This window comes from Campylobacter magnus (assembly GCF_028649595.1).
GTDB lineage: Bacteria > Campylobacterota > Campylobacteria > Campylobacterales > Campylobacteraceae > Campylobacter > Campylobacter magnus.
In genome coordinates, this window is record NZ_JAQSLK010000001.1 from 407,511 (window position 1) to 431,338 (window position 23,828).

Genomic DNA, 23,828 nt, shown 5'->3' on the forward strand with positions numbered 1-23,828 from the left:
ACTTTATGAAAATTTTTAAAAAAATACTGCTTTGTACTTTTGCGCTAGTATTTTTGGCTTGTTCTAGCAAAGATTATAGCCCTAAAATACAACCAAGCAAAGAAAAAACAGAGTTTAACTCACGCTACAATGTAAAAAACAAAGGCAAAGCCCCAACTAGCTTAGATCCCTTTATTAGCCAAAATGCGCAGGATTTAGGGCATTTTGCTTATAAAATCAAGCTTGATGAAAATGTATATTTAAAGCAACTCTTTCGTGCGTGGAATGATGCTATGCCAAAGCCTAGCAAAACTACAAATGCTAATATTTTTTGGGCTGTTAATCACTTCAAAAAAGGCTTTGATGAAAATGGAAACTCTCGCAGCCTAAAATGGATAAAAAGCTTAAAAGCAAATGCTAATGTAGCAGCCTATGCAAGTGTGAGTCTGCCAGCACTGACTACAAAAATAGCTAGCGTTAGAATGCTGCCAACAGATGAGCCGCTCTATCCTAGCAAGCAAGCAGCAAAGCAGCAAAACTTCGATGATTTACAAGGCAGCAGCCTAGGGGCTTTTGCACCTGTTTTTATCTCGCATTATAGCAGAGATGGACTTTGGGCTTTTGTGCGTACAGATGCCTTTTGGGGCTGGATAAAAAAATCACAACTTCTAGTGCTAAGTAGTGATGAAGCAAAAGCGTATCAAAAAAACGACTTTGCTGTGTTTATAAAAGATAATGAAAAAATAAATGTACTAGCTACTAGCACAGCAAACTCTAAAACAACTAGCATAAAAACCAAGCAAAAACTAGCTGCTAAAAAAGGTAAAAAATCTGGCAAAAAATCTGGCAAAAAATCACAAGCTAGTAGCCAAAATATACAAATCAAACTAGATTTTAGCGAAGCTAGCATTACCTCTCGTGTGGGAGCGATTTTTCCATATACTACTCAGGATAAAACTCACTTTTTCTTTGATGGAAAAATCGGTGTAAATAATCTAGAATTCTCTGTGCCAAAAGGCGTTGGCTCACACTTTTTACAAATAAATGATCAAAATCTAAAAAATGTGCTAAATGAGCTAATCGGTCAAGGATACGGCTGGGGTGGGAGCAGAGAGCTTAGAGACTGCTCGCTTTTTACCAAAGATTTCTTTGCTGTTTTTGGCAAGCATTTGCCTAGAAACTCTCAAAGCCAAGGCGCAGTAGGCGGTAAAATAGATATCTCACAACTCTCAAACAAGGAGAAAAAAGAAGTGCTAAAAAATAAAGCTCTAATGCTAACTACACTAATAGTAATGCCAGGGCATGTAATGCTCTATGCTGGAAATGGTGAAGTAGCTCACAATGTCTGGGGCGTGAGAACTGATGATGGTGGCCGCTCAGTCATCGGCAAGGCAGCTATAACCGACCTTGAGGTTGGCAAAGGCTATGATGATGTAAAAGATAGCGCGCTTTTGCTTAGTAGAATAAAAAGCATAAATGTCATCGTAGACCCTAAAAAAATCGCCCTAGAACACGCATATAACGCACAAGTAAATAGCAAAATTCGCTTTGATGATGGCTACATTATGGACTATGATGATAGCATGATGGAGCTAGAATACCCACTTTATGCTCCGCTATCTGCGCCTAGAAGCGATGCTGGTAGGGCTAGAAATACTGAGTTTTTCTCTCATATTTACGGCAGTGATGAAAAAGAAGTTAGCCAAAATCTAACAAAGGTAGTTTGGCTAAAATCTAGCAAAAATCAAAAGCTACTTTTTAACTCCAAAAATGGCGCAGCAAAAGCACTGCAAAGAGTAAGCGACGAGCTTGATATAATGAGCAAAAAAAAGCCTGAGCTTTTAAAATATCTAGATGTTAATGGCACTTTTTCATGGCGAAAAATCGCTAACAGTGATGAACTATCTTCTCATAGCTGGGGAATTTCACTTGATATAAATGTCCAAAATAGCAGCTACTGGCAATGGAGCAAAGAGTATAAAAACACATTGCCACAAGAAATAATCAATGTTTTTGAGCGAAATGGCTTTATTTGGGGTGGGCGTTGGGAGCATTTTGATACTATGCATTTTGAGTATAGGCCGGAGTTTATGATGCTAGGTCAGCTAAAAGAAAAACAGCCCCCTAAGTGACGGAATTTTAGAATTCCCTAAAATTCCGTCATTGCGAGGGAGCAAGGCAAAGGGAGCAATCTCGTTCAAGGCTTAATAAAAAGGCTTAATAAATAAAATTGCTTCGCTTCACTCGCAATGACGAATTTTAGAGAATTCCAAAATTTCCTAGGAATTCCAAATTTGCAGCAGTAAAACAAACCAAAAATGAAAGGATAAACATGAAACACGAATTCTCAGCCCAAGTGGGCGAACTACTAAATCTAATGATACACTCGCTTTATTCAAACAAAGAAATATTCTTGCGTGAGCTTATCTCAAATGCTAGCGATGCTATAGATAAACTAAATTATCTAAGCCTAAGTGATGAGAAATACAAAAATATCTGCGAGAACTGGAGGCCCCGCATAGATATAAAATGCGATAAAGAAGCAAAAACCCTTACAATCAGCGACAATGGTATAGGTATGGATGAAGCCGATCTAATCGCAAATCTAGGCACCATCGCAAATAGTGGCACAAAGGGCTTTTTAGCCAAGCTTAGCGGCGATGCGAAAAAAGATAGCGCACTTATAGGTCAGTTTGGCGTGGGCTTTTACTCAGCTTTTATGGTCGCTTCTAAAATCGAGGTAAAAAGCCGTAAAGCAGGCGAAGATAAAGCCTTTTTGTGGAGCAGCGATGCTAAAAGCTATGATATAAGTGAGTGCGAAAAAGACGGCTTTGGCACAGATGTAATTTTACACCTAAACGATGATGAGTTTGCTGAGAGCTTTCGCATACAAAATATAATAAAAAAATACTCAAATCACATTGCCTACCCGATCTTTGCTGACATAGACGAGTGGGTAGCAGGCGATCCAAACGCAAGCGATGAGAAGCTAAAAGATGGTCATTATGAGAGCAAAAATACACAAATAAACAAAGCCAGCGCAATCTGGCAAATGAACAAATCCGAGCTAAAAGAAAGCGATTATAATGAGTTTTATGCTGGACTTAGCCACGATAGCTCTGCGCCACTTGCTACTATTCATACAAAGGCTGAGGGGACTTTGGAGTTTGCTACCTTGTTTTTTATCCCTAGCACTGAGCCTTTTGATTTATTTAGGGCTGATTATCAAAGTGGCGTTAAGCTCTATGTAAAAAGAGTTTTTATCACAGATGATGCAAAAGAGCTGCTACCTAGCTACCTGCGCTTCATCAAAGGCGTGATGGATGTAGAAGACCTGCCTTTAAATGTCAGCCGTGAAATCCTACAAGAAAACCGCATTCTAGCAAATGTCAAAGAACAAAGCATAAAAAAGATTTTTGCCGAGCTTGAAAAAATGATGAAAAATGATAGGGCAAAATACGAGAAGTTTTGGCAGCTTTTTGGCAAGGTGCTAAAAGAAGGGCTTTATGGCTTTAATCCTCACAAAGAACAGATTTTAAAACTTTGTCTTTTTAAATCTAGCCAAAAAGAAGGGCTTATTAGCTTAAGCGAATATAAAGAGGCTATGGCTGCTGGGCAAAAAGATATTTATTTTATCAGCGGTTCTAGCGAGGGCTTGCTTAGAACTTCGCCTTTATTAGAAAGCTACAAAAAGCGTGATATAAATGTGCTTATCTGCGATGGCGAGATTGATAATATCGTTATGCCGATGGCTGGGGAGTTTGAAGGCTGCGCTATAGCAAATATCGCTAATCAAAAAACTGAGCTTAGCGAAGATGAGAAAAAAGAGCAAGAAAACGCCACAAAAGACGCTGGTGCTATCATCTCTAGCTTTAAAGAAAGCTTAAAAGACGAGGTAAAAGATGTAAAAATCTCAAGCCGTCTTACAGACTCAGCTGTGTGCTTAGTCTTTGATGAAAACGACCCAGACTACGCCACGCAAATGCTAATGCGCCAAATGGGACACGAACCAAAGGATGTAAAGCCGATTTTAGAGTTAAACTGGAATCACGAAATCTTTACTAAGCTAAAAGATAACGCTATCTTAGCCCCAAGTATTGCAAAGGTGCTTTTTGGTATGGCAAAAATCGCAGAAGGTGCTAGCATAGAAAATCCAAGCGAGTTTAACAAAGCCTTAGAAAAAATCCTAAGTAAAGCGTTATAAAGCTAGCAGGAATTCTAGAATTTTAGGAATTCTAGAATTTAGGAATTCTAGAATTTAAGAATTCTAGAATTCTCTACTATGTCATCCCCCAGCCCCTTTGGGGGATCTCTATACGGAATTCTAGAATTCCCTAGCTTTTTGCTAAAATACAAAATACAAAAAGGCAAATAATGCAAATTCTCATCATAGAAAGCGAGACCTACCTAGCCCAAAGCTTAGCTAGAAAGCTAGAAAACGAAGGGCATATTTGCTGTGTGCGTATGCCAAATCAAAATATCCAAGATGATAGCGAGTATGATGTGGTTTTATTAGGTTCCTTTTTTGAGTCTGCAAAACTCATAAAATCCTATCCAAACTCAGTAATCATAATGCTAGCAAACTACCTAAATAGCGATATCACATCAGCACTTAGAGCTGGGGTAAACGACTATATCTTAAAGCCAGTTATCATGGAAGAGTTGCTACGCAAAATCAACATGCACAGCGCATTTTTGCGTGCTAAACAGCTAAATGAGAGCTTTGAAGGCATTTTACAAGAACAAAATAACTATAACCTAAAAGATCTGCTAAAGCTGCGCTTGCCGCTGCGCATAGAGTGTAGTAGCGTTACAAACTGCGATATTTTTGTCTATGCTCTATCTAAGGCAAAAAATCAAAGCTTTTTGCGCCTAAAAAACGATCTCTCAAAACTTAATAGCTCTTTGCAAATTTTGTATTTTTACAACTTTGATGAACTTAGCCAAAAAGAACAAGATAGCATAAAAGAAAGCAAAAACAAAAAGCTAATCATCCGCTCAAGCCAAGAGCTAGAGGGCTTTAGCACCTATGAAATCAGCACTTATAATACAAATATCATGCCTATTGATGATTATATCAAACACTGCATCATCAGCCACCAAGACACACACAACGACACGCAACTAGCTAGTATACTAGGTATTTCTCGCAAGTCGCTTTGGGAAAGGAGACGCAAATATGATATCGCCAAAAAGAAATAAAACGCTAGATATCACCCTTGAAGAGTTTAGCACACTAGAGCTTATTGATAGCGGTGCGCTTGGGAATTTTAGATCTCTTATGGATGAGGAAGAGGCTCTTGAAGTAGAAAGTAGCGGTAGGCTTTGGGGCGTGATTATGCCCTTTGCTTATAGCTTTGCGCCTTCGCTTGAGAGTGCTCAAAACCTGCTAAAAGAGCTAAAAAGCTCTACTAAAAAAGAAATTAAGCTAAATCTAGCCTTAAATGGAGAAATAATCGGCGATATTGATATAAAAAGCTTTTATGAACAAAAAAATCCTGATCTTAGCATTTTTACTGCCAAAAATATTTGCATTTTAAACAAAGATGGCGAACAAAGCGGCAAAATCGCAATTAGTGGCGAGTTTAGCCTGCGCAAAAACGAGCTAATAAGCACAAAAGAGAAAATCCAAAAGCGTATAGCCGAAGTTGGCGCTAGCAAGGTTACAGCTATCATGCTTACAGCAGATCCCCTGCACCGCTTACATGAAAGGCTCATTCGCATGACGATTGACAAGGCTGATTTGGTTTTGATCTTTTTGGTGCGGACCTTTAGCAGCGAGGGTAGGCTTGATTTTGACCTGCGTCTTGAGTGCTTGGAGTATGTCTGCGAGAACTATATCCCAAAAGAGCGAGTTTGCATCGTGCCTTTTAGCAATACCACGCTTTTTAGCGACCATATAAATCCTGTTTTAGAGGCGATAGCTGCTAAAAACTTTGGCGCAAATAAGCTAGTAATTGGACAATCTCACACCGGACTTGGGCTTCATTATGAGCACAACATCGCTAGCACCTTGCTTGATGATTATGCTAGTGAGCTTGGGCTTGAGCTTATTGTGATGCCTGAGATGTTTTACTGCGAGCTTTGCCACACCATAGTAAGCTCAAAATCCTGCCCACACGGAGCGCACCACCACATCAAATACCATGTAAATACGCTCAAAAAACTGCTATTTAAAGGCATAATGCCACCAGCCATGCTCATGCGTCCGCAAGTCTCTGCTATAATTTTAGATAGGCTTTATCCTAAGCGTTTTAACTCACTTCAAAAGCTCTGCGGCGATTTATTCCCAAATGATGGCATAGTAGAGTCTTACTCACAGCGAGATTTTTATGAAAAGCTCATGCGCTTATACCAAACCAGCTCGCTTGGTAGCTAGTTTTCTGGGGGTTAGGGGGTGTCTTTTATTCTAGAGTAATTTTCTAGGGAATTCTAAATTTTTCTAAATTTTAGAATTCCTAAGCTAAATTTAGAATTCCCAAACTAGAATTCCTAAGGCTAAAACTAGAATTCCTAAAAAATACCCCCTAACCCCAAAAACAATTCTAGAGTATTTTCACTCTAGCTTGTAAATATTAGAAGTAATTTTGCTAACAAAGTCTTTGTCATGACTAGCAATCAGCATGCTAGCATCAATGCTACCTAAAATCTCAGCTAACCTAGCAGAGCTACTCTCATCAAGCCCAGCTGTAGGCTCGTCTAAAAACACGATTTTTGGCTCAGTTATCAGCACGCCAGCTAGGGCTACTAGCTTTTTCTCGCCACCGCTTAGATGAAAGCAAATTTTATCCTTTAAGTGCGAAATACCAAGGCTCTCAAGCATTTTTAGAGCCTTGGTATTAGCTTGCTCTTTGCTAGCACAAAGCTCAAAACTAAGCAGACCAAAGCCCACATCATCAAGCACACTAGCCCTTACAAACTGATCATTGCTGTCTTGGAACAAAAAGCCGATTTTACTGCGGTGTTTCTCAAAATCTTTTAGGCTTTTCATCTCATCATCAAAGATGAAAATCTGCCCAGAACTAGCTGGCAAAAGCCCTGCTAAAATCATTAGCAAGGTGCTTTTGCCCCTACCATTTGGTGCTAGTAAGGCTAACTTTTGTTTATGCGCAAGACTTAGGCTAAAATCTCTAAAAAGCTCACGCCCAGCTATCTTAGCGCAGATTTTCACAGCCGATAACGAACAACTCATAAAAACTCCAAATAAGGTAAAATAACGCAGATTATAACGCAAATTAACAAAAATATCTCAGCCCCAAAAGCCCTAAACTTCTGCTCCCACAAAATCTGCGATTTAAAGCCCCTAGCTTTTAGCGTAAGTTCCAAGCTAGCAGACTTTTTTAGCGCCAAAATCACAAGCAAGGCAACGATATTTGCATATGCTTTTAGCCTAAAAAGTCCCCGCCCTGCCCCACGAGACCAGAGAGCAAGTAAGCGAATGCCAAGCTCTCGGCGCAAAATCTCTACAAAAAATAGCGAGAAATACACAAGACTAACAAACTTTGCGCTAAATTTAAGCTCGCTAAAAAGCCCAGCGATTTGCCCCTCTTTTAGCCCAGCAAAAAGCATTAGATTAAAAAGCATAATGAAATTTGCCCGAAGTGCTATAAGCAAGGCTAGTTCGTAGTTTCTAGTTAGCATCACGCTAAAAACAGCAAAAGCTACAAAAAGATTCAAGAAAAATATCTTTTTAAGCAAGTTTAAAACCGCTATTTTTTTAAGGCAAAAAAGTAGCAAAATTGGCAAGGCAAAAATGGGGCTAAACTCTGCGCTAACACCCACACCAAAGCTATAAATAGCCGTGATTATAAGGCTAAGTGCGCCGTGATTTTTCATCTTTTTTTCTTAGCAACATATATCACGCCAAAAATGATAAAAATTGCTAAAATTGAACCAAAACCTTTAAGGAATTCTAGAAAAACCGAGCTTTTTTCATCTAGCTCATTTTGCGTATTTTGGGGCACTGGCGAGTTTTTTAAGCTTTGCGTGTTTTGCGTATTTTGCGGCAGCGGCGCAGAATTTTTGCTGCTGTTATTTTGTTCTTTTTGCGCAAAGTTTGGATTTTTAAACTCTATTTCTTTTAGATGTCCGCCAGCTGCGATAACAGCGATTTTAAAGCTAATTTTATTTGGCAGCGCAGTATTTACCCTGCCCTGTTCATCTAGCTCTAAGCTAGCAAAGGTGCCATTTTCATCTCTTAGTTCTACCACGCAGTCCTTACAGGCTGAGCCACCATAATAGTAGCCTTTGATTTCAAGGGTGTTATCACTAGATTTAGCAAAGACTTTTAGCGAGTGCGCAAACCCCAGCGAGCACGAAATAATCAGTAAAAATAAAAATCTATTTAACATTTAAAAGCTCCGGTTTTACCTTTAAAATAAAGCCAATAGCAAAAAAGCTTATAAAGCCTTCGATCACCATCAAAACAGCATTTGAAGCTAGCAGCACGCCAGAGAGTGCCTCAAAACCCTCGCCATTTAGCAGTAAAACCACGCTCAAAATCACAGCTGAAATAAAAATCGGCACAAAACCAGCCAAAAACCAGTTAATTTTGCGCTCCAAATGCCTAGCAAAAACAGCACCCAAAATCGCAGGCAAGCCAAGCATGAGCGCATTTAGCCCAAGCACGCTAAACCCACCAAAGCCAAAAAGTAGCCCCTGAAAAATAAGCGCTATCAAAATCGCCAAAAAGGCATTTTTACCAGCAAAAACACCAACTAAGCCACTAAGCATAAGATGAATAGAAGTAATCCCAAGTGGCACATGTATAAACGAACCCATGAAAAAAACAGCACTCATCGCAGCTGTGCGAACTATCTCATCACTTTTAAGTCGCCACAAAAAGTATCCTGCCAAGCAAACTGCCGCCACGCTAGTAGGGATGATAATCTCAGGGCGCAAAACCCCTTCGCTAATATGCATTTTTTGCCTTTTATCACAAGGAATTCTAAAATTCCGTAAAAAAAATTGCTAGGAATTCTAGAATTCCGTAAAATTCCCCCGCAACCCCCTAAAAAAATTGCTAGGGAATTCTAGATTTTATTTAAACTCATCAGCCTTAACCCAAATCACCGCACCAAGCTCAACTGGGTATTCTTTGCCGTCTTTTTTCATCTTTTCATCATCATCTAAAAGCGCCGAAAAGCCCCACCAGCCAGCGCGCGGCATAGTGAAGCTAAACTCACCAAGCTCATTTGTGCGAACCTCAAGCGTGATGTGATCCTCGCTAGGCGCGCTAAGCTTTTTGCCCTCGTTCATAAACTCTACTTCAACCACAGCGTTTTTTACCGGCTTACCCTTATAAAGCACACGGCCGCTAAAACTCATACCAGCATAAAGCGCATAAGGGCGAGTTAGCGGGACAATCTCAGCTTTTAGCCCCACAGGCTCGCCCCAGCCATTACCATAGCCATAGGCATTTACCACGCTTTTTGTGATGTGACGGATGAACTTTTCTTCACTAGGCTCAAAATAGCCTTGCGGATCAGCGTAAAACACATATAGCCCAGGCTCTTTTATCTCAAACTCGCTTTGCCAGTATGAGTTTTGCCCATCTTTTTGCTCTTTTAGACTAGGCAGTAGATCAGTTTTTTTGCCGTTTATAAAGACGCCTGCTTCATTAGGTTTTACCATATTCATCATCATTTGCTCAAAAGGATGAGTGAATTTATAAGTGATTTGAAGTTTTGCTTGCTCTTCAACCACATTTGCGCTAGGGATCACCACACCAAAATGCGCTAGCAACGAACTTGCGCTAAAACCAACAGCCATACAACTTTTAAGAAAAAAGCTTTTCATAGATTATCCTTTACTAAAAAATAATCACAGATTGTAACGCAACTTTTCTTAAAGCTTGATTATTTTTATGTTTTAAATAATCAGCTATTTTATATCCTCATATTTTATCAAAGCCTTTGAAATTAGCCCTTTTTCTATATTTTCGTGGCAAGCAGCGCAGTTTGCTTTGCTTTTTATTTTTTCACGCTTAAAGACTTCTTTGTCCAAGCTCTCGTGTGCTTTTTGCCAAAAAGGACTTGAAGTTATTGCTATATCATCATTTTTGGCAAACTTTATCGCCCATTTTGAGCTTGATTTTTCAGCTGAGTTTTGGAGTAGGAATTTTAGAATTTTCTTATTTGTCTCATCATCAATGCTAGCATCATCGCCAAAGTGATTTTCAAGGTTAGCCATGATTTTTTCGTGCTTATCGCTTGTTTGCATAAAAGGCGCATAGAGCGTATGACACTGCGCGCACTCGTGGGCAAAGTCGCTATTTTGCGCTTTGTAATCAACAGGCTGCAGCCCAAGCGCAAATAGCGTATTTTTGGGGCTTAGCAGATAAAAAGCACTTAGCAAAATTCCGAGCAGCCAAAAGGCACTAAAAAGCCTGTGAAATTTATGAAATTCCACATTTTCATAGCTATTTTTATATCCGTTAATCATGCTTTTAGATGCTACGGCTTTATTTAAAACGCAGTCTAAAAAAGCCCCACAAATATGCAGGCAAACTATTGCTAAAAGAGCATTTGCTAGCATTTTGTGCGCATCTTTTATCCACGCAAAAGAGCTGTAATTTTCAAGCATAAAAGCAAAATATCCCACGCCCTCTTCGCTGCCGCTAGCAAGGTAGCCCAAAACTACCAAAAATACGCTAACGCCTAGCATTACTAGCACAAAAAGCGAGCTAGCAGGATTATGTCCTATGAAGTTTTGGTGTTTGGCTTGTAGCACGCTTTTAAGGTAAGCAAAAAGCCCTTTTAGCTCAAAGTCTTTAAAGCGTGAGTATTTCGTGCCAACAAAGCCCCAAATAATGCGCAAAATAACAAGCGCCCCAAAAAGCGAGCCAAAAAAAGCGTGAACAAAACCCTCGCTAAAATACGCCCCAAAGAACGAAATAATCATAATAAAATGCGAAATTCTAAGAGCAAAAGGCCAGATATATACTTTTTTCATTTTCATCCCTTGGATTTTGGAATTCCAAAATTTTTTTAAATTCTAGAATTCTAGAATTCTATAAATTTCGTTAAATTCTAGAATTCCTAAAAACTTCACTAGTCTCTCCAAGCACCATAAGTAGGTATTTCAACCGTTTTTTTGCTAAACACACCATTATCGGCTTTTTTGTGACAGGCCGAACAATTTGCCATTGTTTTTACTTCTTTTTTGGCTATTATACCTTTTGGATTTTTTTCTAGCCAGCTATTTACATCCTCGTGCTTTTTCTTTATATATGGTATTTGCGTGATGCTTGTGTAGAGCTCGCCAGGGCGCAGAGATTTTGCGATTTTTGCGCTTCTTTTGTATCCTTGCGCATACTCAGCTGAGTTTGGCAGGATATACTCGTTTAGCGCCTTGACATCGCTGTTTTCTAGGCTAGCATCCACGCCATAGTGCTTATCAAGCGTGCTCATTATATGCTCCCAGCTAGCCTTTGGCAGCAGGCCAGGCTGATAGCCGAAGTGACAGCTGGCGCATTCTTTTTTGTATAGCTCGTTTGAGACAGGCGCTACTTCTTTTTTGCCCTTTTTTTCACCGCCAAAAAATTCGTCCTTTGCCATTAGACCAGCACAAAGCACCAAAAATATTAGAAAAACTCTCATTTTCTCCCCTTATTTGCTCATTATGTAGTATAGCACATCGCCTTTTTGCTCAGCAGTGCCCTCACGCAAAAAAACATCTTTAAAGTTTCTTTTAAGCCATTTTTTTACTTCTTTTACGTCGCTTAGTCTGGCTTTATTCACGCTCGGCGCAAGCGGGTCTATCTCTTTGCCAGTAAAGATATTTTGCGCTTTTTGGCTAAGGTCACTGCCGTGACAGCTAACGCAAGAGAGTTTTTTGTTTTCTTTGCCGATATTTTCGGTTTTAAATAGTATTTCGCCATTTTTAGCAGAAAAATCTACAAAGCTCGGATTTTGATCTTTTGCCTCTTTTTTTAGCTCATCAATGTAAGCTTTCATTTCAGCATTAAGCTCAAACCCAAAGGCGCACACAGCGCACAGCAAGGTGCTAGCTAGTATTTTCATTTTCACTCCTTATTGATAATGTGAGCGAAAGTTTAAGAAAAACTTGTTAAGACTCTGTTAATTTTTATAAAAATAAAAAAGTAGAATTTTATGTAGAAAAAGTAGAGCTTTGACCCCAAAAGGGGTCAAAGAAAAATTATTTTTTAAGCTCTTTAATACGAGCAGCTTTACCGCGGCGATCGCGTAGATAAAATAGTTTAGAGCGGCGAACACGACCCCTGCGAACTAGAGTGATTTCTTCGATATTTTCGCTATAAATAGGGAAAATTCTCTCAACTCCAACGCTGTTTGCGCCGATTTTGCGAACGATAAAAGTCTCACCAGTACCAGTACCACGGCGTGCTATACAAATTCCTTCGAAGTTTTGAACACGAGATTTGTCACCTTCTTTGATACGAAGTGCTACACGCAAAGTATCGCCAGCACGAAACTCAGGGACTTGTTTGCCTGCGATTTGAGCATTTTCAAAGCTCTCAATGTATTTATTTCTCATTTCTTTTCCTTTATTTTGGCTATTTTAGCATACAGATCTGGTCGAAAATATCGTGTTTTGCAAAGTGCCATTTGATTTTTTAAAGCCGTGATTTTAGCGTGGTTTCCCTTTAAAAAAGCTGAAATTACACTAGAATTTTTATAAATATTTGGCTTTGTAAAGCTTGGAGCTTCTAAAAGCCCACCTTCAAAGCTCTCAATATCCAAAGAATTCTCATTGCCCAAAACCCCAGCAATGTGCCTAGAAATCGCATCGCACAGGCACAAAGCCCCAAGCTCACCTCCGGTTAGAACAAAATCACCTATACTAAAAATTTCATTAACCGCTAGTTCACTCACACGCTCATCAAAACCCTCATAGCGACCACATATAAAGGTTATATTTTCGTGTTTTGAGAGGCGTTTAGCATCATTATTGCTAAAAGGCTTGCCAGCTGGAGAAAGCGCAATAACATGCCCTTTTTTCTCGCCCAAAGAACTAAGCGCATCCATTATAGGTCCAGCTTTCATAAGAAGCCCTGCGCCACCGCCTATCATGTAGTCATCTACTTTTTTGTGCTTATGCTCGCTAAAATCTCTAGGGCTAACGCAATCTACGCTAATCAAACTAGAATTCCTAGCCCTAGCAAGTATAGAATCCTCAAAATAAGGTAGCACAAGATTAGGAAAAATCGTTACAAAATGAAAATTCATGAATTTTCTAGAATTCCAAAAGCATTTTGCGTGGTAATTTTTTTCTCTTTTATATCAACGCTAAGGATGAAATAGTCATTATAGGGGATAAAAAACTCTTTGGCAAAATTATCCTGTAAGCTAGGGCTAGTCTTAACACAAAACAAAAATCCAGCACCTACTTCTAGAATATCCTTTACAACGCCCAAAATTCTAGCTTCTTCACTAACCTCACAGCCTATGATATCAAAGTAAAAATACTCATCTTTACCAAGTTTACAATGCTTGCGAGTATCATCAATGCTACGATAAAGTATGTTATTTACAAGGTTTTTTGCTAGCTCAGGGCTTTCAAAGCCCTCAAAAATAACAAGCGAACGAGAAGGCTCAAAGCTTTTTATTTTCAGCTCTTGGCCGTCTTTAGACTTAAAGACAGCCCCAGCTTTAAACTGAGCTAGAAAATCGCTAAGATTATGTAAGCGCAAAGCACCCTTTAGCCCCACGACTTTACCTAGTTTTGCGACTTCTAGCATATCGCAAGTAGCAGTTTTACTCATCTAGTGCTTTTACTGTTATTCTATACGAAGTTGGTTCTTTGGCTTTGTAGCCTGTGATAAGCGTTTTTAGCGCATTTATCATTTTGCCATCTTTGCCTATTAGCCTACCGGTGTCGTTTTTGCTAGTGCGAACGATGATCTCATCAAAACTCTCGCCTAAATTAACACGGCTTACACTTACATTTTCAGGTTCGCTGGCTATTAGCTTAGCATATTCTTCGATGAATTTTTCAACCATTATTTTGTGATTCTTGCCACTCTATCGCTTAGTTTTGCGCCTACGCTTTTCCAGTATTGCAAGCGCTCAGCATCAAATTTTATAACCTCAGGTTCTACCATAGGATTGTAATAACCGATGCTCTCTATCCAGCCGCTATCACGGCGTTTTCTGCTATCAGTTACTACGATACGATAAAAAGGAGCTTTTTTGCGTCCCATACGAGTTAGTCTTACTACTGTTGCCATATTTTGTCCTTTAAAAATATTTTAGGTATTTTACCTATGTCTGGGCTTGCTTAAGCCCACAAATAGATAAAAATTCTAGAATTCCTACTTAGGAATTCTAGCTTAGGAATTCTAGAATTCCCTAGCTTTTAATGCGGAATTCTAGCTTGACTCATCATAGAACTAAGCGCTTGCATTCCACCTTTTGCGCTAAATTTCTTAGCTAGTTTTGCTGCGTTTTCAAATTGTTTTAAAAATCTATTTACTTGCATTTGATCAAGCCCTGCACCAGCTGCAATTCGGCGTTTTCTAGTATTATTTAGCAGACTTGGGTTTGAGCGTTCTTTTGGCGTCATTGAGCTTATCATTGCTTTTATATACTTCATTTGACCACCGTCAAGATCCACGTCTTTTAGTGCCGAAGCCATGCCTTGCATACCAGGGATCATGCCTATTAGGTTTTGAACATTTCCTAGTTTTTTTACGCTTTCTAACTGGGCTAAAAAGTCATCAAAGTTAAACTCGCCTTTTTTAATCTTTTTGCTAACTTCTTTGGCTGTTTTTTCATCAAAAACATGAGCGGCTTTCTCAGCCAAAGTAGCCAAATCACCCTCGCCCATAATGCGCTGTGCTACACGCTCAGGCACAAAACTCTCAAAATCAGCTACCTTCTCGCCAATACCCACAAAGCGAAGTCCAACGCCTAGCTGTTTTGCTACACCAAGTGCTATACCGCCTTTAGCATCAGCGTCAAATTTTGTAAGAATCACGCCAGTTATGCCAAGGGCTTCGTTAAAGCTAGCTGCTGTTTTTAGAGCGTCTTGTCCACTCATAGCATCAGCGATATAAAAAATCTCATCAGGGCTAAGAGCATCTTTCATCTCTTTTAGCTCGTTCATCAAAGCCTCATCTATAGCTAGTCGTCCAGCTGTATCGATGATAAGAGCGTCATATAGACCTTCTTTTGCTTTATTTAGCGCAGCTTTTGCTACATTTAGAGCCGAGCTCTCACCAGCAATACTAAAAAAATCAAGTTCATTTGCCTCGCACAGCTGTCTTAGCTGCTCAACTGCTGCTAAACGCTGAAGGTCACAAGCTGCTATCAAAACCTTTTTATTGCGAGTTTTAAGGTAATTTGCAAGCTTTGCTGTGCTAGTAGTTTTACCGCCACCTTGAAGTCCGCTCATTAGCACCACAGTAGGTGGCTTAGGTGCAAAAATAAAGCCTGCGCTAGCATTTGGAGCTTCTAAAAACTCGGTTAGATTTTTTTTGATACTATCTAAAAACTGCTTTTGACCGATAACTCCACCTTTCATATCGGCTTCTACAGCAGCTACTAGCTCTTTTGTTACTTTGTGATGAACATCGGCTTTTAAAAGTGCTTTTTTTAGCGTATCAAGCGCATTTTTAAGCGCTTTTTCATCATCTACAAATTTTAGCTTATTAACAGCAGATTTTAGCGATTCACTAATAAACTCAAACAATTTTTTTCCTTAAAATAAAAGGCGCAATTGTAGCTTTTTAATGCTTTAAAATACTTTAAATTTACGCAACTTTAAGCTAATTTCTTAAAAAATTCTCAATTTTGTCAAAAGGAACTTTTTTATCAAAAAGATCTGTGTGACTAGCATCTTTTACTATAAAAAGCTCTTTATTCTCGCCTTTTAGCTTTTTATAAGTCTCTTCGCTAAAAAATAGCGCATGAGAGTTTTGCCCTTGTATAACAAGCACAGGTTGGACTATCTCGCCTAAAAATAAAGAAAGAGGAGAGTTAGCCACGGCAAGCTGGTTAAACACGCTCCACGCTGAGTTTGAATTCACTGATCGAGGATGATAGCCACGCTCGGTCTTGTAATAATCAAAATACTCGGCTATAAACTTTGGCTCATTTCCACTAAGCTTAGATGGCAAAGTATAAACTGAGCGAGTAGGAGATGAGTTAAGAGCATCATCGTAGCGAACCTCGCTTAGATCTTCTTTCATTAGTGTCCTGCCCTCAAAGTTTATACCATCATCATAGCCACTACTATATAATCTACTCATATCATAAAGCGTGCTAGCAACGATTTTTGAGATGCGGATGTCAATAGCAGCAGCATTTAGCCCAAAGCCACCAAAGCCACCTATACCGATAATGCTGATTTTTTTTCTATCTACAAAATCTTGAATTCCTAAAAAATCCACCGCTGCGCTAAAATCTTCTGAGTTTATATCATTTGATGAGATATTTCGTGGATTTCCACTGCTCTCACCTGTAAAACTAGGATCAAAAGCAAGCGTTACAAATCCACGCTTAGCTAGCTCTTGGGCGTAAAAGCCAGCGGCTTGTTCTTTTACAGCTCCATATGGGCCACATACTGCCACGGCTGGTATTTTTGCGCCTTTGCTAAGCTGAGATTTTGGTAAATACAAATCGCCTGCTAGGCTAAAACCATAGCGATTTTTAAAAAGCACTTTTTGATGAAAAACTTCATCGCTTTTAGCAAAAGTCTTATCCCAGTCTTTGCCAAGCTCGATATTTTCTACATTTGGTTCGGTTTTGATGATGATTTGCGCAGCTGATAACTGAGTGCAAAAAACACAAGCAAGCACTAAAAAAGCAGTTTTAGCAAGTTTCATTTTTCTCTCCAAAAAAATAAATTATGAAATACTAGCATAATTTTGCAAAATTTAATCACAAAAATAGCGAATTGAAGCAAAGCCCCCAGCCCCAGTTTCTAAAACAGCTTTTATTTGCTCGGTGCTAATAATTCCGCCTAAGGCAATCACGCCTTTTTCATAGTTTTTTGCGATATTTACAGCGTATTTTAGAGCTTTTAGTCCTTTTGGCTCGCCTTTATTTGGCGAGGCAAAAATAGGGCTAAAAGTAACAAAATCAGCTCCTTTTTCAAAAGCAGCTCTAAGCTCGTATTCGCCGTGCGTGCTAGCAATTTTTATTAGCTCTTTTGGGGTTTGGCTTAGCTTAGAGATATTAGCAGAGCTAAAATGAATACCATTTGCACCTAATTTTAGGGCTAGTTCAAAGTCATTGTGTAAAAATAATTTTGCGCCAAGTTTTCTGTAATTTGCCATAAACTCTTTGGCTCTTGCTTGGTAATTCTCAAAATCTCTAAATAAAATAAAATCGGCTTTGAGAATTCTAGAATTAGCTAAAAAAGTAGTTTTATTCGTTATTGCGTATTGCATATTTGCGTAAAGAATAATAGCAGGCAAAAACCAAAAGCATAGCAAAAATAGAACAAGATATTCTATTTAATAATAAAGTATCAAAAAGTCTAAATGGTGGAAAGAGCATCCACAGCACAAAAATACCCCAACTCGCGCCGAGGCAAAAGCGCAATGAACACTCTACGAAAATATTTTTAATGCTCTTCAACTACGACTGCACCAGCTATATAAACATAGGTTAGAATCATAAAAATAAAACCTTGTAAAAATGCCATAAACGTAAGCAAAGCATAAGCTGGCAATGGTGCTATAAAAGGCGCAAGTGCTAGAACAACAGCTAAAAATAAATCATCACCCTTAATATTACCAAAAAGACGGAATGAAAGTGAGATAATGCGTGAAATGTGTGAAACCATCTCTATAGGAAACATTAGTGGCGCAAGCCATTTATTTGGCCCCATGAAGTGAGCAAAATACTTAATCACGCCCTGTTTGCGTATACCTTCAAAGTTATAATACAAAAATACACAAAGCGCAAGACAAAGAGTAAGATTAAGGCTAGAACTTGGAGCTTCAAAGCCAGGGATAATACCGATAACATTGCTAAAAACAACAATAAGACCGATTGTAGCAACAAGTGGCAAATACTTTCTAGCCAAAGTCTCAGAACCAAGCACACCAGCACCCATACTAGCCACACCTGTTACATAAGCCTCAAAAATATTTTGAAGCCCCTTTGGCAACAAGCTAAGATTGCTAGTAGCAAGCTTAGCAAGCACCAAAATAATCGCAACTACTAAAAACAAGTGAAATAGATAATTGAAAGTATGCGAATGCATAATCAAATCAGAAAAGAGGAACAAATCTTTCATTGCTAGTCCTAAAAGTAAATTTTGGCGCAAATTATAACTAAATAACCTAAAATTAGGCTAAAAAAATCAAGTTTTCTTGCATAAAAACTAGGGAATTCTAGAATTCCTAAGTCAAAATCTAGAATTCCCTGAGCAAAATCTAGAATTCCTAAGAAAAATTCTAGAATTCCTAAGTCAAATTCTAGAATTCCCTAGACAAAATCTAGAATTCCCTACTTTCGCCCAGCCCTTATCGCATTTAGCACACATAGCAGGCTTACTCCCACATCAGCAAAAACAGCCGCCCAAATCCCAGCTAGCCCTACCGCTCCAAGCACCATTATAACGATCTTTGAGCCAAGCGCAAAAGTAATATTCTCCCACGCAATGTCCCTGCTACGCTTTGCTATACCAAAAGCCTTGCTAAGTGCCCTTATATCGCTATTTATTATCACCACATCAGCAGCACTTGCGGCTGCGTCTTGTGCGTTTATCGCTATGCCCACATCAGCCCTAGCAAGCGCAGCTGCGTCATTTATACCATCACCCACAAAGACCACCACACCACCGCCAAGCTCACGTTCTAAAAGCTCTAGCTTTTGCTCTGGCAAAAGCCCAGCATAAAATCTATCAATGCCAAGCTCCTTAGCCACAGCCTTTGCGGCTATTTCATTATCTCCTGTTAGCATGAGTGTCTTTATGCCAGCGTTTTTAAGCCCTTCTATCATCTCTTTTGCGCCACTTTTTAGCTCATCACCAAGCAGCGCATGACCCTTATAGCGTCCATTTAGCGCAAGGTGAATTATACTGCCCTCATGCTCACAGCTATACTCAAAGTCGCTTATAGAGCAGTCTTTCATAAGCTTAGCATTACCAGCTAGTAGCTCATCGCTGCTTGATTTTGCCATTACGCCAAGACCTGAGAGTTCATTGCACTCATACTTGCCACAAAGCTTACAATCAGGCTGCATTTTAGCATGCGCTACGCCTAGGCTCTTTGCTACTGGGTGGTTTGATGAGCTTGTAGCGTGAGCTGCGTGTGCTATAAAGTCTTTATCGCTTAGTTTGTCGCTACATACTGAATTCAAGCTAAAAACGCCTTTTGTAAGCGTGCCGGTTTTATCAAAAATAAAGCTTTTGCTCCTAGCTAGCGTGCTTAGCACAGCTGATGAGCGGATGAGAATTCCACTCTTGCTAGCAGCACCTATGCCAGCAAAAAACGCCAGTGGCACCGAAATCACCAAGGCACAAGGACAAGAAATCACTAGAAAGATTAAAGCCCTATTTGCCCACACCTCAAAGCCTCCAGCAAAGATAAAAGGCAAAATAAAAGCAATTAAGCCTGCTAAAATCACCACCACAGGCGTATAAACACGGGCAAAACGGCTGATAAAACGCTCGTGAGGGCTTTTGTTTGCGCTAGCATGTTCAATGAGCTTGCTTATTCTAGCTAGGGCTGACTGGCTCTCGCATGCGCTAGCCTTGGCTCTAAGTGTGCCATCTTTTAGCACAAAGCCAGCTAGCAAAATATCGCCAGTTTTAACCTCCCTTGGCAGGCTCTCGCCTGTTATAGCAGAGGTATCCACAAAGGCCTTACCACTGATAACCTCGCTATCAAGGGCTACTCTCATACCAGCTCTTAACTCTATCTCATCGCCTATTTTCACCTCGCTTGCTAGCACTTCTTTGCATTTGCCCCCTTTTAGCAGCAAGGCTGTGCGTGGGCGAAGTGCTACAAGCTCTTTTATAGAGTCTTTTGAGCGAGTGATAGCAAGGTCATTAAAATACTCGCCTATCATATAAAATACCATAATAGCAGCTGCCTCAGCCCACTCTCCTAGCGCAAATGCGCCAAAACAAGCAATGCTCATTAGCACATTTTCATCAAAAATCTTGCTAAAACGCCCTTTAAAGATATTTGCAAGGCTTTTTAACCCAGCAAAAACCACGCTATATCCACACAAAATAAACGCTATTAAAAAAGAAATCTTGCTATAAAGCTCATTAAAATTAAAATAGCTTAAAACAAAGCCAAAAATCAGCAAAAATAATGAAATGACAATTCTTTTTAGCATTTTGCCCCCTACTCGCTGATATGCTCTAAGCCAGCTTTAAGTATAGAATATACATGCGCATCGCTTAGAGAGTAAAAAAGCTGTTTGCCCTCTCTGCGAAACTTCACTAAACCAGCGGATTTTAAAATGCGTAGCTGATGAGAGGTCGCTGAGGATGAAAGCCCAACAATCTGCGCCAAATGCGCCACGCAAAACTCACTTTGAAAAAGAGCTAAGAGAATTTTTACCCTAGCACTATCGCCAAAAACCTTAAAAAGCTCAGCCAAATCCAAAAGCTCATCATCGCTTGGGATATCGTCTAAATTACAGCTGTGCTTTTCTAGCATTTCTTTTGTCATTTTTGTCCCTTTTTATTTAAATATATGAATATATTTTCATATGTGAGATTATAAAACTATAAAGATTAAAGTAAGCTGAAATCTAGGGAATTCTAGAATTCCTAATATAAATGTAGAGATTTTTGCTAGGAATTCTAGAACTTTAGAATTCTAGAATTCCCAAGATAAACTAGAATTCCCTAAGGCAAAATCTAGAATTCCCAAAATCTAAATTCTAAAATTCCTTAGCAAAATTAAGCAAGATTAAAAAACTATTTCACCAAATCATAAATAAGCTTACAAATGCTAGCAAAAACAGCGATTAAAAAGACTTTTTTTACAAAATGAACTTCTTTTTTTACCACCATTGCTGCCCCTAGCCTTGCGCCGATTATTTGCGCTATTGCCATTGTGATACCAAGCAACCACAAAATATTGCCACTAAAAGCAAAAACTATAAAAGAAAAAACATTTGAAGCAAGGTTTAAAACCTTGGTTTGAGCCACAGCCTTTTTCATCTCTAAGCCCAAAATCGCAACCAAAGCAAAGGTCCAAAAGCTACCAGTCCCAGGCCCCAAAAATCCATCATAAAAGCCAATAGCAGCACCAAAAATAAAATAAAATATAAAAGGTTTTAGCTTTGCGTCCCTGTCGCTCTGGCCTACTCCCCGGCTAAAAAGCACATACAAAAAAATCGCAATTAGCAAAAATGGAATTACCGCGCGCAAATACTCAGGGCTAATTGAAAGCACCGCTAAACTACCAAGCCCAGAACAGACAAAAACCCACAGCGAAGGGATAATAACACTTCTAAAATCCAAAAGCCCAGAGCGAGCAAAGTGCCAGCTAGCCATAGCCGTGCCCCAAAGGGCTTGGAATTTATTTGTAGCCAAAGCTACGTGCGGTGGCAAGCCCACAGCCATAAGCATAGGTATGGTAATAAGCCCTCCACCACCAGCAATAGCATCTACAAACCCAGCCACAAAAGCCACGCCAAACATCGCTATATAAATCCAGAGTGAGAGATCTTCCATTAGAGAATTCCTTATAACTATTTATTAGCATTTTCAAAGCCAAGCAAAAACTCATTTGTGATTTCATCTATTTTGCAGCACTTCTTTTAGCTTGGCTTCTAGCTCAAAAATCGCTTCAAAGAGCTCTATAGCCCTGTTTTTTACCCCAAAATACTCTTTGTTTTTTTGCATGCTAGACCTTTGTTTTAAAAATTTCTAGATGTTAATTAGCAAAAAATGTTCCCTAATTTTCGCAATTTTTAGCTAAAATTAATAAAAATTGAATTTTTTAAACTTTTAAGTATTTCGTAAAGTAATTTAAACTACAATTAAGCCACACACATTATACAGAAAGGATGATTCATGGAATTTTTAATGAATCTTAGTGAAGGCACGCAGTTTATCATACAGCTTGCCATCGTGCTTATTTGTTTGTTCTATGGTGCCAAAAAGGGTGGTGTTGCCCTTGGTATGCTTGGTGGCGTGGGACTTTTGGTTTTAGTTTTTTGTTTTGGCATTCAGCCTGGCAAACCAGCAATCGATGTTATGCTAGTTATCCTAGCTGTGGTGGTCGCATCTGCCACACTGCAATCAAGCGGTGGTTTGGATGTTATGCTACAAATCGCTGAGAGAATACTCCGCCGCAATCCAAAATATGTAAGCATACTAGCTCCATTTGTTACTAGCACACTTACTATACTTTGTGGTACTGGACATGTTGTTTATACGATTTTGCCTATTATCTACGATATAGCTATCAAAAACAATATCCGCCCAGAGCGTCCAATGGCAGCTAGCACAATCGCAGCGCAAATGGGTATCATCGCTAGCCCTGTTTCAGTGGCAGTTGTGAGCCTTACAGCGTTTTTACTAGCAGCTGATAGCAAGCTTGCTGGCTTTGATGGCTATGTAGATCTACTTAAAATCACTATTCCAGCTACTTATTTTGGTGTACTTTGTGTGGGAATTTTCTCTTGGTTTAGAGGAAAAGACCTTGATAAAGACCCAGAATTCCAAGCAAAAATAGCTGATCCTGAGCAAAGAAAATATATTTACGGCGCTGATGACAACGCTACTTTACTTAACAAAAAGCTACCTGGTAAGAGCTGGGCTGCGATGTGGATATTCTTCGCAACTATCGCAATAGTAGCAATACTAGGATACTGGAGCAACCTACGCCCAAGCTGGCCAGCCACAAAAGATGCTGCTGTGGTAGAAATCATCGCAAATACAGCTGAAAATAAAGTAGTAGAAAAAATCAGTCTAAAAGACGCTAAAATCAGCGTTGGCGGCGTAGATGCTAGCGTAAATGTAGCTGGTGGTAAAATCAAAAACTACTCAGATAATATCTCAAGCATGACTATCACAAACAAAGATGGCAGCACAGCCACTCTAAGCGTAGATGATAATGGTGTAAACTACACTTTGGCTGATGGATCTGTTAAAAACTACCCAGACTCTCACATCAGTCTAGCAAACAAAACAAAAAGCACAAGCAAACTTAGCATGGTTCATGTAATCCAAATCTTCATGCTTCTAGCAGGTGCGATTATCCTTATCGTAACTGGCACAAACGCTGCTAACATCAGCAAAAACGAAGTATTCCGCTCTGGTATGATTGCGCTTGTTGCGGTATTTGGTATTTCATGGATGGCTGAGACTATGTTTGGCGTCCATACTCCGATGATGAAAGCAGTCCTAGGCGATATCGTAAAAGAGCATCCATGGACTTATGCTATTATGCTACTGCTTATCTCAAAATTTGTTAATAGCCAAGCAGCTGCGCTTGTGGCTTTCGTTCCACTAGCACTTGCAATCGGCGTAAGCCCTGCGATTATCCTAGCATTTGCTCCTGCTTGCTATGGATATTATATCTTGCCTACTTACCCAAGCGATTTGGCTGGCATTCAGTTTGACCGCTCAGGCACAACACACATAGGCAAATATGTTATTAACCACAGCTTTATCTTCCCAGGACTAATTGGCGTATTTTTCTCATGCGTGGCAGGATACATCCTAGCTGGTCTTTATGGCTATTTTGCTTAATGCTTAATTTTGCTAGGGCTTAAGCCTCCCTACTCTTAGGAATTTTCCTAAGAGTAGCCTTTTTTAAACCTTACAAATATAATCTTTAATCTTATCTTTATAAGCTCTAGGAATTCTAGAATTCTTAATCAATTTTATAAGAAAATCTAGAATTCCTAGATTAAAAGGTAGCAAAAATCTAGAATTCCTAA

At 39.3% G+C, this 23,828-nt stretch carries 25 protein-coding genes; 5 read left to right on the forward strand and 20 right to left on the reverse strand.

Annotation, left to right across the window (positions count from 1 at the left end; all coding sequences use genetic code 11):
- Positions 1-5 precede the first annotated feature (5 nt).
- From PTQ34_RS01895 to PTQ34_RS01910, 4 genes are all read left to right on the forward strand, one after another.
- On the forward strand, positions 6-2,111 hold the full coding sequence (locus PTQ34_RS01895) for a M15 family metallopeptidase (RefSeq protein WP_273931774.1): 2,106 nt from the start codon (positions 6-8) through the stop codon (positions 2,109-2,111).
- A gap of 200 nt (positions 2,112-2,311) precedes the next feature.
- Positions 2,312-4,183 carry a molecular chaperone HtpG gene (gene htpG / locus PTQ34_RS01900; RefSeq protein WP_273931775.1) on the forward strand — a complete coding sequence of 624 codons (1,872 nt, stop codon included), beginning with the start codon at positions 2,312-2,314 and terminating at the stop codon, positions 4,181-4,183.
- 170 nt (positions 4,184-4,353) lie between these two features.
- Entirely contained in the window at positions 4,354-5,181 is an 828-nt protein-coding gene (locus PTQ34_RS01905; protein WP_273931776.1) for a response regulator transcription factor, read from the forward strand.
- Complete coding sequence (locus PTQ34_RS01910) at positions 5,159-6,358, forward strand: sulfate adenylyltransferase (protein ID WP_273931777.1); 1,200 nt, start codon at positions 5,159-5,161, stop codon at positions 6,356-6,358. Before PTQ34_RS01905 ends, PTQ34_RS01910 begins: the two co-directional genes overlap by 23 nt.
- A gap of 177 nt (positions 6,359-6,535) precedes the next feature.
- Here PTQ34_RS01910 and PTQ34_RS01915 read toward each other — a convergent pair whose 3' ends face one another.
- The 20 genes from PTQ34_RS01915 to PTQ34_RS02010 all read right to left on the reverse strand — a co-directional run bounded on the left by PTQ34_RS01915 (position 6,536) and on the right by PTQ34_RS02010 (position 21,612).
- On the reverse strand, positions 6,536-7,171 hold the full coding sequence (locus PTQ34_RS01915; RefSeq protein ID WP_273931778.1) for an energy-coupling factor ABC transporter ATP-binding protein: 636 nt from the start codon (positions 7,169-7,171) through the stop codon (positions 6,536-6,538).
- A complete protein-coding gene (locus PTQ34_RS01920; protein ID WP_273931780.1) occupies positions 7,168-7,815 on the reverse strand; it encodes an energy-coupling factor transporter transmembrane component T in 648 nt (215 codons plus the stop codon). The genes PTQ34_RS01915 and PTQ34_RS01920 overlap by 4 nt, the downstream gene beginning before the upstream one ends.
- The gene (locus PTQ34_RS01925; RefSeq protein ID WP_273931781.1) at positions 7,812-8,330 is read right to left on the reverse strand and encodes a hypothetical protein; all 519 of its coding nucleotides are present in this window, start codon (positions 8,328-8,330) and stop codon (positions 7,812-7,814) included. Before PTQ34_RS01925 ends, PTQ34_RS01920 begins: the two co-directional genes overlap by 4 nt.
- The gene (cbiM, locus tag PTQ34_RS01930) at positions 8,320-8,901 is read right to left on the reverse strand and encodes a cobalt transporter CbiM (protein WP_273931782.1); all 582 of its coding nucleotides are present in this window, start codon (positions 8,899-8,901) and stop codon (positions 8,320-8,322) included. The genes PTQ34_RS01925 and cbiM overlap by 11 nt, the downstream gene beginning before the upstream one ends.
- 117 nt (positions 8,902-9,018) lie before the next feature.
- Positions 9,019-9,777, reverse strand: coding sequence for a DUF4198 domain-containing protein (locus PTQ34_RS01935; RefSeq protein WP_273931783.1), 759 nt, complete (start codon positions 9,775-9,777; stop codon positions 9,019-9,021).
- 84 nt (positions 9,778-9,861) lie between these two features.
- Complete coding sequence (locus tag PTQ34_RS01940) at positions 9,862-10,932, reverse strand: cytochrome b/b6 domain-containing protein (protein ID WP_273931784.1); 1,071 nt, start codon at positions 10,930-10,932, stop codon at positions 9,862-9,864.
- A 98-nt stretch (positions 10,933-11,030) separates the two neighbouring features.
- The gene (locus PTQ34_RS01945; protein WP_273931785.1) at positions 11,031-11,579 is read right to left on the reverse strand and encodes a cytochrome C; all 549 of its coding nucleotides are present in this window, start codon (positions 11,577-11,579) and stop codon (positions 11,031-11,033) included.
- A gap of 9 nt (positions 11,580-11,588) precedes the next feature.
- The gene (locus PTQ34_RS01950; protein WP_273931786.1) at positions 11,589-12,002 is read right to left on the reverse strand and encodes a DUF1924 domain-containing protein; all 414 of its coding nucleotides are present in this window, start codon (positions 12,000-12,002) and stop codon (positions 11,589-11,591) included.
- 136 nt (positions 12,003-12,138) lie between these two features.
- Positions 12,139-12,495, reverse strand: coding sequence for a 50S ribosomal protein L19 (gene rplS / locus PTQ34_RS01955; protein ID WP_273930761.1), 357 nt, complete (start codon positions 12,493-12,495; stop codon positions 12,139-12,141).
- Positions 12,492-13,187, reverse strand: coding sequence for a tRNA (guanosine(37)-N1)-methyltransferase TrmD (trmD, locus tag PTQ34_RS01960; protein WP_273930760.1), 696 nt, complete (start codon positions 13,185-13,187; stop codon positions 12,492-12,494). The genes rplS and trmD overlap by 4 nt, the downstream gene beginning before the upstream one ends.
- A complete protein-coding gene (gene rimM / locus PTQ34_RS01965; RefSeq protein WP_273931787.1) occupies positions 13,184-13,723 on the reverse strand; it encodes a ribosome maturation factor RimM in 540 nt (179 codons plus the stop codon). Before rimM ends, trmD begins: the two co-directional genes overlap by 4 nt.
- Entirely contained in the window at positions 13,716-13,961 is a 246-nt protein-coding gene (locus PTQ34_RS01970) for a KH domain-containing protein (protein WP_273931788.1), read from the reverse strand. Before PTQ34_RS01970 ends, rimM begins: the two co-directional genes overlap by 8 nt.
- A complete protein-coding gene (rpsP, locus tag PTQ34_RS01975; RefSeq protein ID WP_273930757.1) occupies positions 13,961-14,188 on the reverse strand; it encodes a 30S ribosomal protein S16 in 228 nt (75 codons plus the stop codon). Before rpsP ends, PTQ34_RS01970 begins: the two co-directional genes overlap by 1 nt.
- Positions 14,189-14,316: 128 nt before the next feature.
- Positions 14,317-15,651: a signal recognition particle protein gene (ffh, locus tag PTQ34_RS01980; protein ID WP_273931789.1), complete on the reverse strand. Its 1,335-nt coding sequence runs from the start codon at positions 15,649-15,651 to the stop codon at positions 14,317-14,319.
- Positions 15,652-15,727: 76 nt separating this feature from the next.
- Positions 15,728-16,786, reverse strand: a complete 1,059-nt coding sequence (locus PTQ34_RS01985; protein WP_273931790.1) for an alpha/beta hydrolase — start codon at positions 16,784-16,786, stop codon at positions 15,728-15,730.
- Positions 16,787-16,837: 51 nt separating this feature from the next.
- Positions 16,838-17,380: a thiamine phosphate synthase gene (locus PTQ34_RS01990; RefSeq protein ID WP_273931791.1), complete on the reverse strand. Its 543-nt coding sequence runs from the start codon at positions 17,378-17,380 to the stop codon at positions 16,838-16,840.
- 149 nt (positions 17,381-17,529) lie between these two features.
- Positions 17,530-18,207, reverse strand: coding sequence for a F0F1 ATP synthase subunit A (locus PTQ34_RS01995; protein ID WP_273931792.1), 678 nt, complete (start codon positions 18,205-18,207; stop codon positions 17,530-17,532).
- A gap of 212 nt (positions 18,208-18,419) precedes the next feature.
- Positions 18,420-20,261: a heavy metal translocating P-type ATPase gene (locus PTQ34_RS02000; RefSeq protein WP_273931794.1), complete on the reverse strand. Its 1,842-nt coding sequence runs from the start codon at positions 20,259-20,261 to the stop codon at positions 18,420-18,422.
- A gap of 8 nt (positions 20,262-20,269) precedes the next feature.
- Complete coding sequence (locus PTQ34_RS02005; protein WP_273931795.1) at positions 20,270-20,599, reverse strand: ArsR/SmtB family transcription factor; 330 nt, start codon at positions 20,597-20,599, stop codon at positions 20,270-20,272.
- Between the two features lie 251 nt (positions 20,600-20,850).
- On the reverse strand, positions 20,851-21,612 hold the full coding sequence (locus PTQ34_RS02010) for a TSUP family transporter (RefSeq protein WP_273931796.1): 762 nt from the start codon (positions 21,610-21,612) through the stop codon (positions 20,851-20,853).
- A gap of 342 nt (positions 21,613-21,954) precedes the next feature.
- Between PTQ34_RS02010 and PTQ34_RS02015 the strand changes: the two genes are divergently transcribed.
- The gene (locus PTQ34_RS02015; protein ID WP_273931797.1) at positions 21,955-23,637 is read left to right on the forward strand and encodes an anaerobic C4-dicarboxylate transporter; all 1,683 of its coding nucleotides are present in this window, start codon (positions 21,955-21,957) and stop codon (positions 23,635-23,637) included.
- The last annotated feature ends 191 nt before the right edge of the window (positions 23,638-23,828 follow it).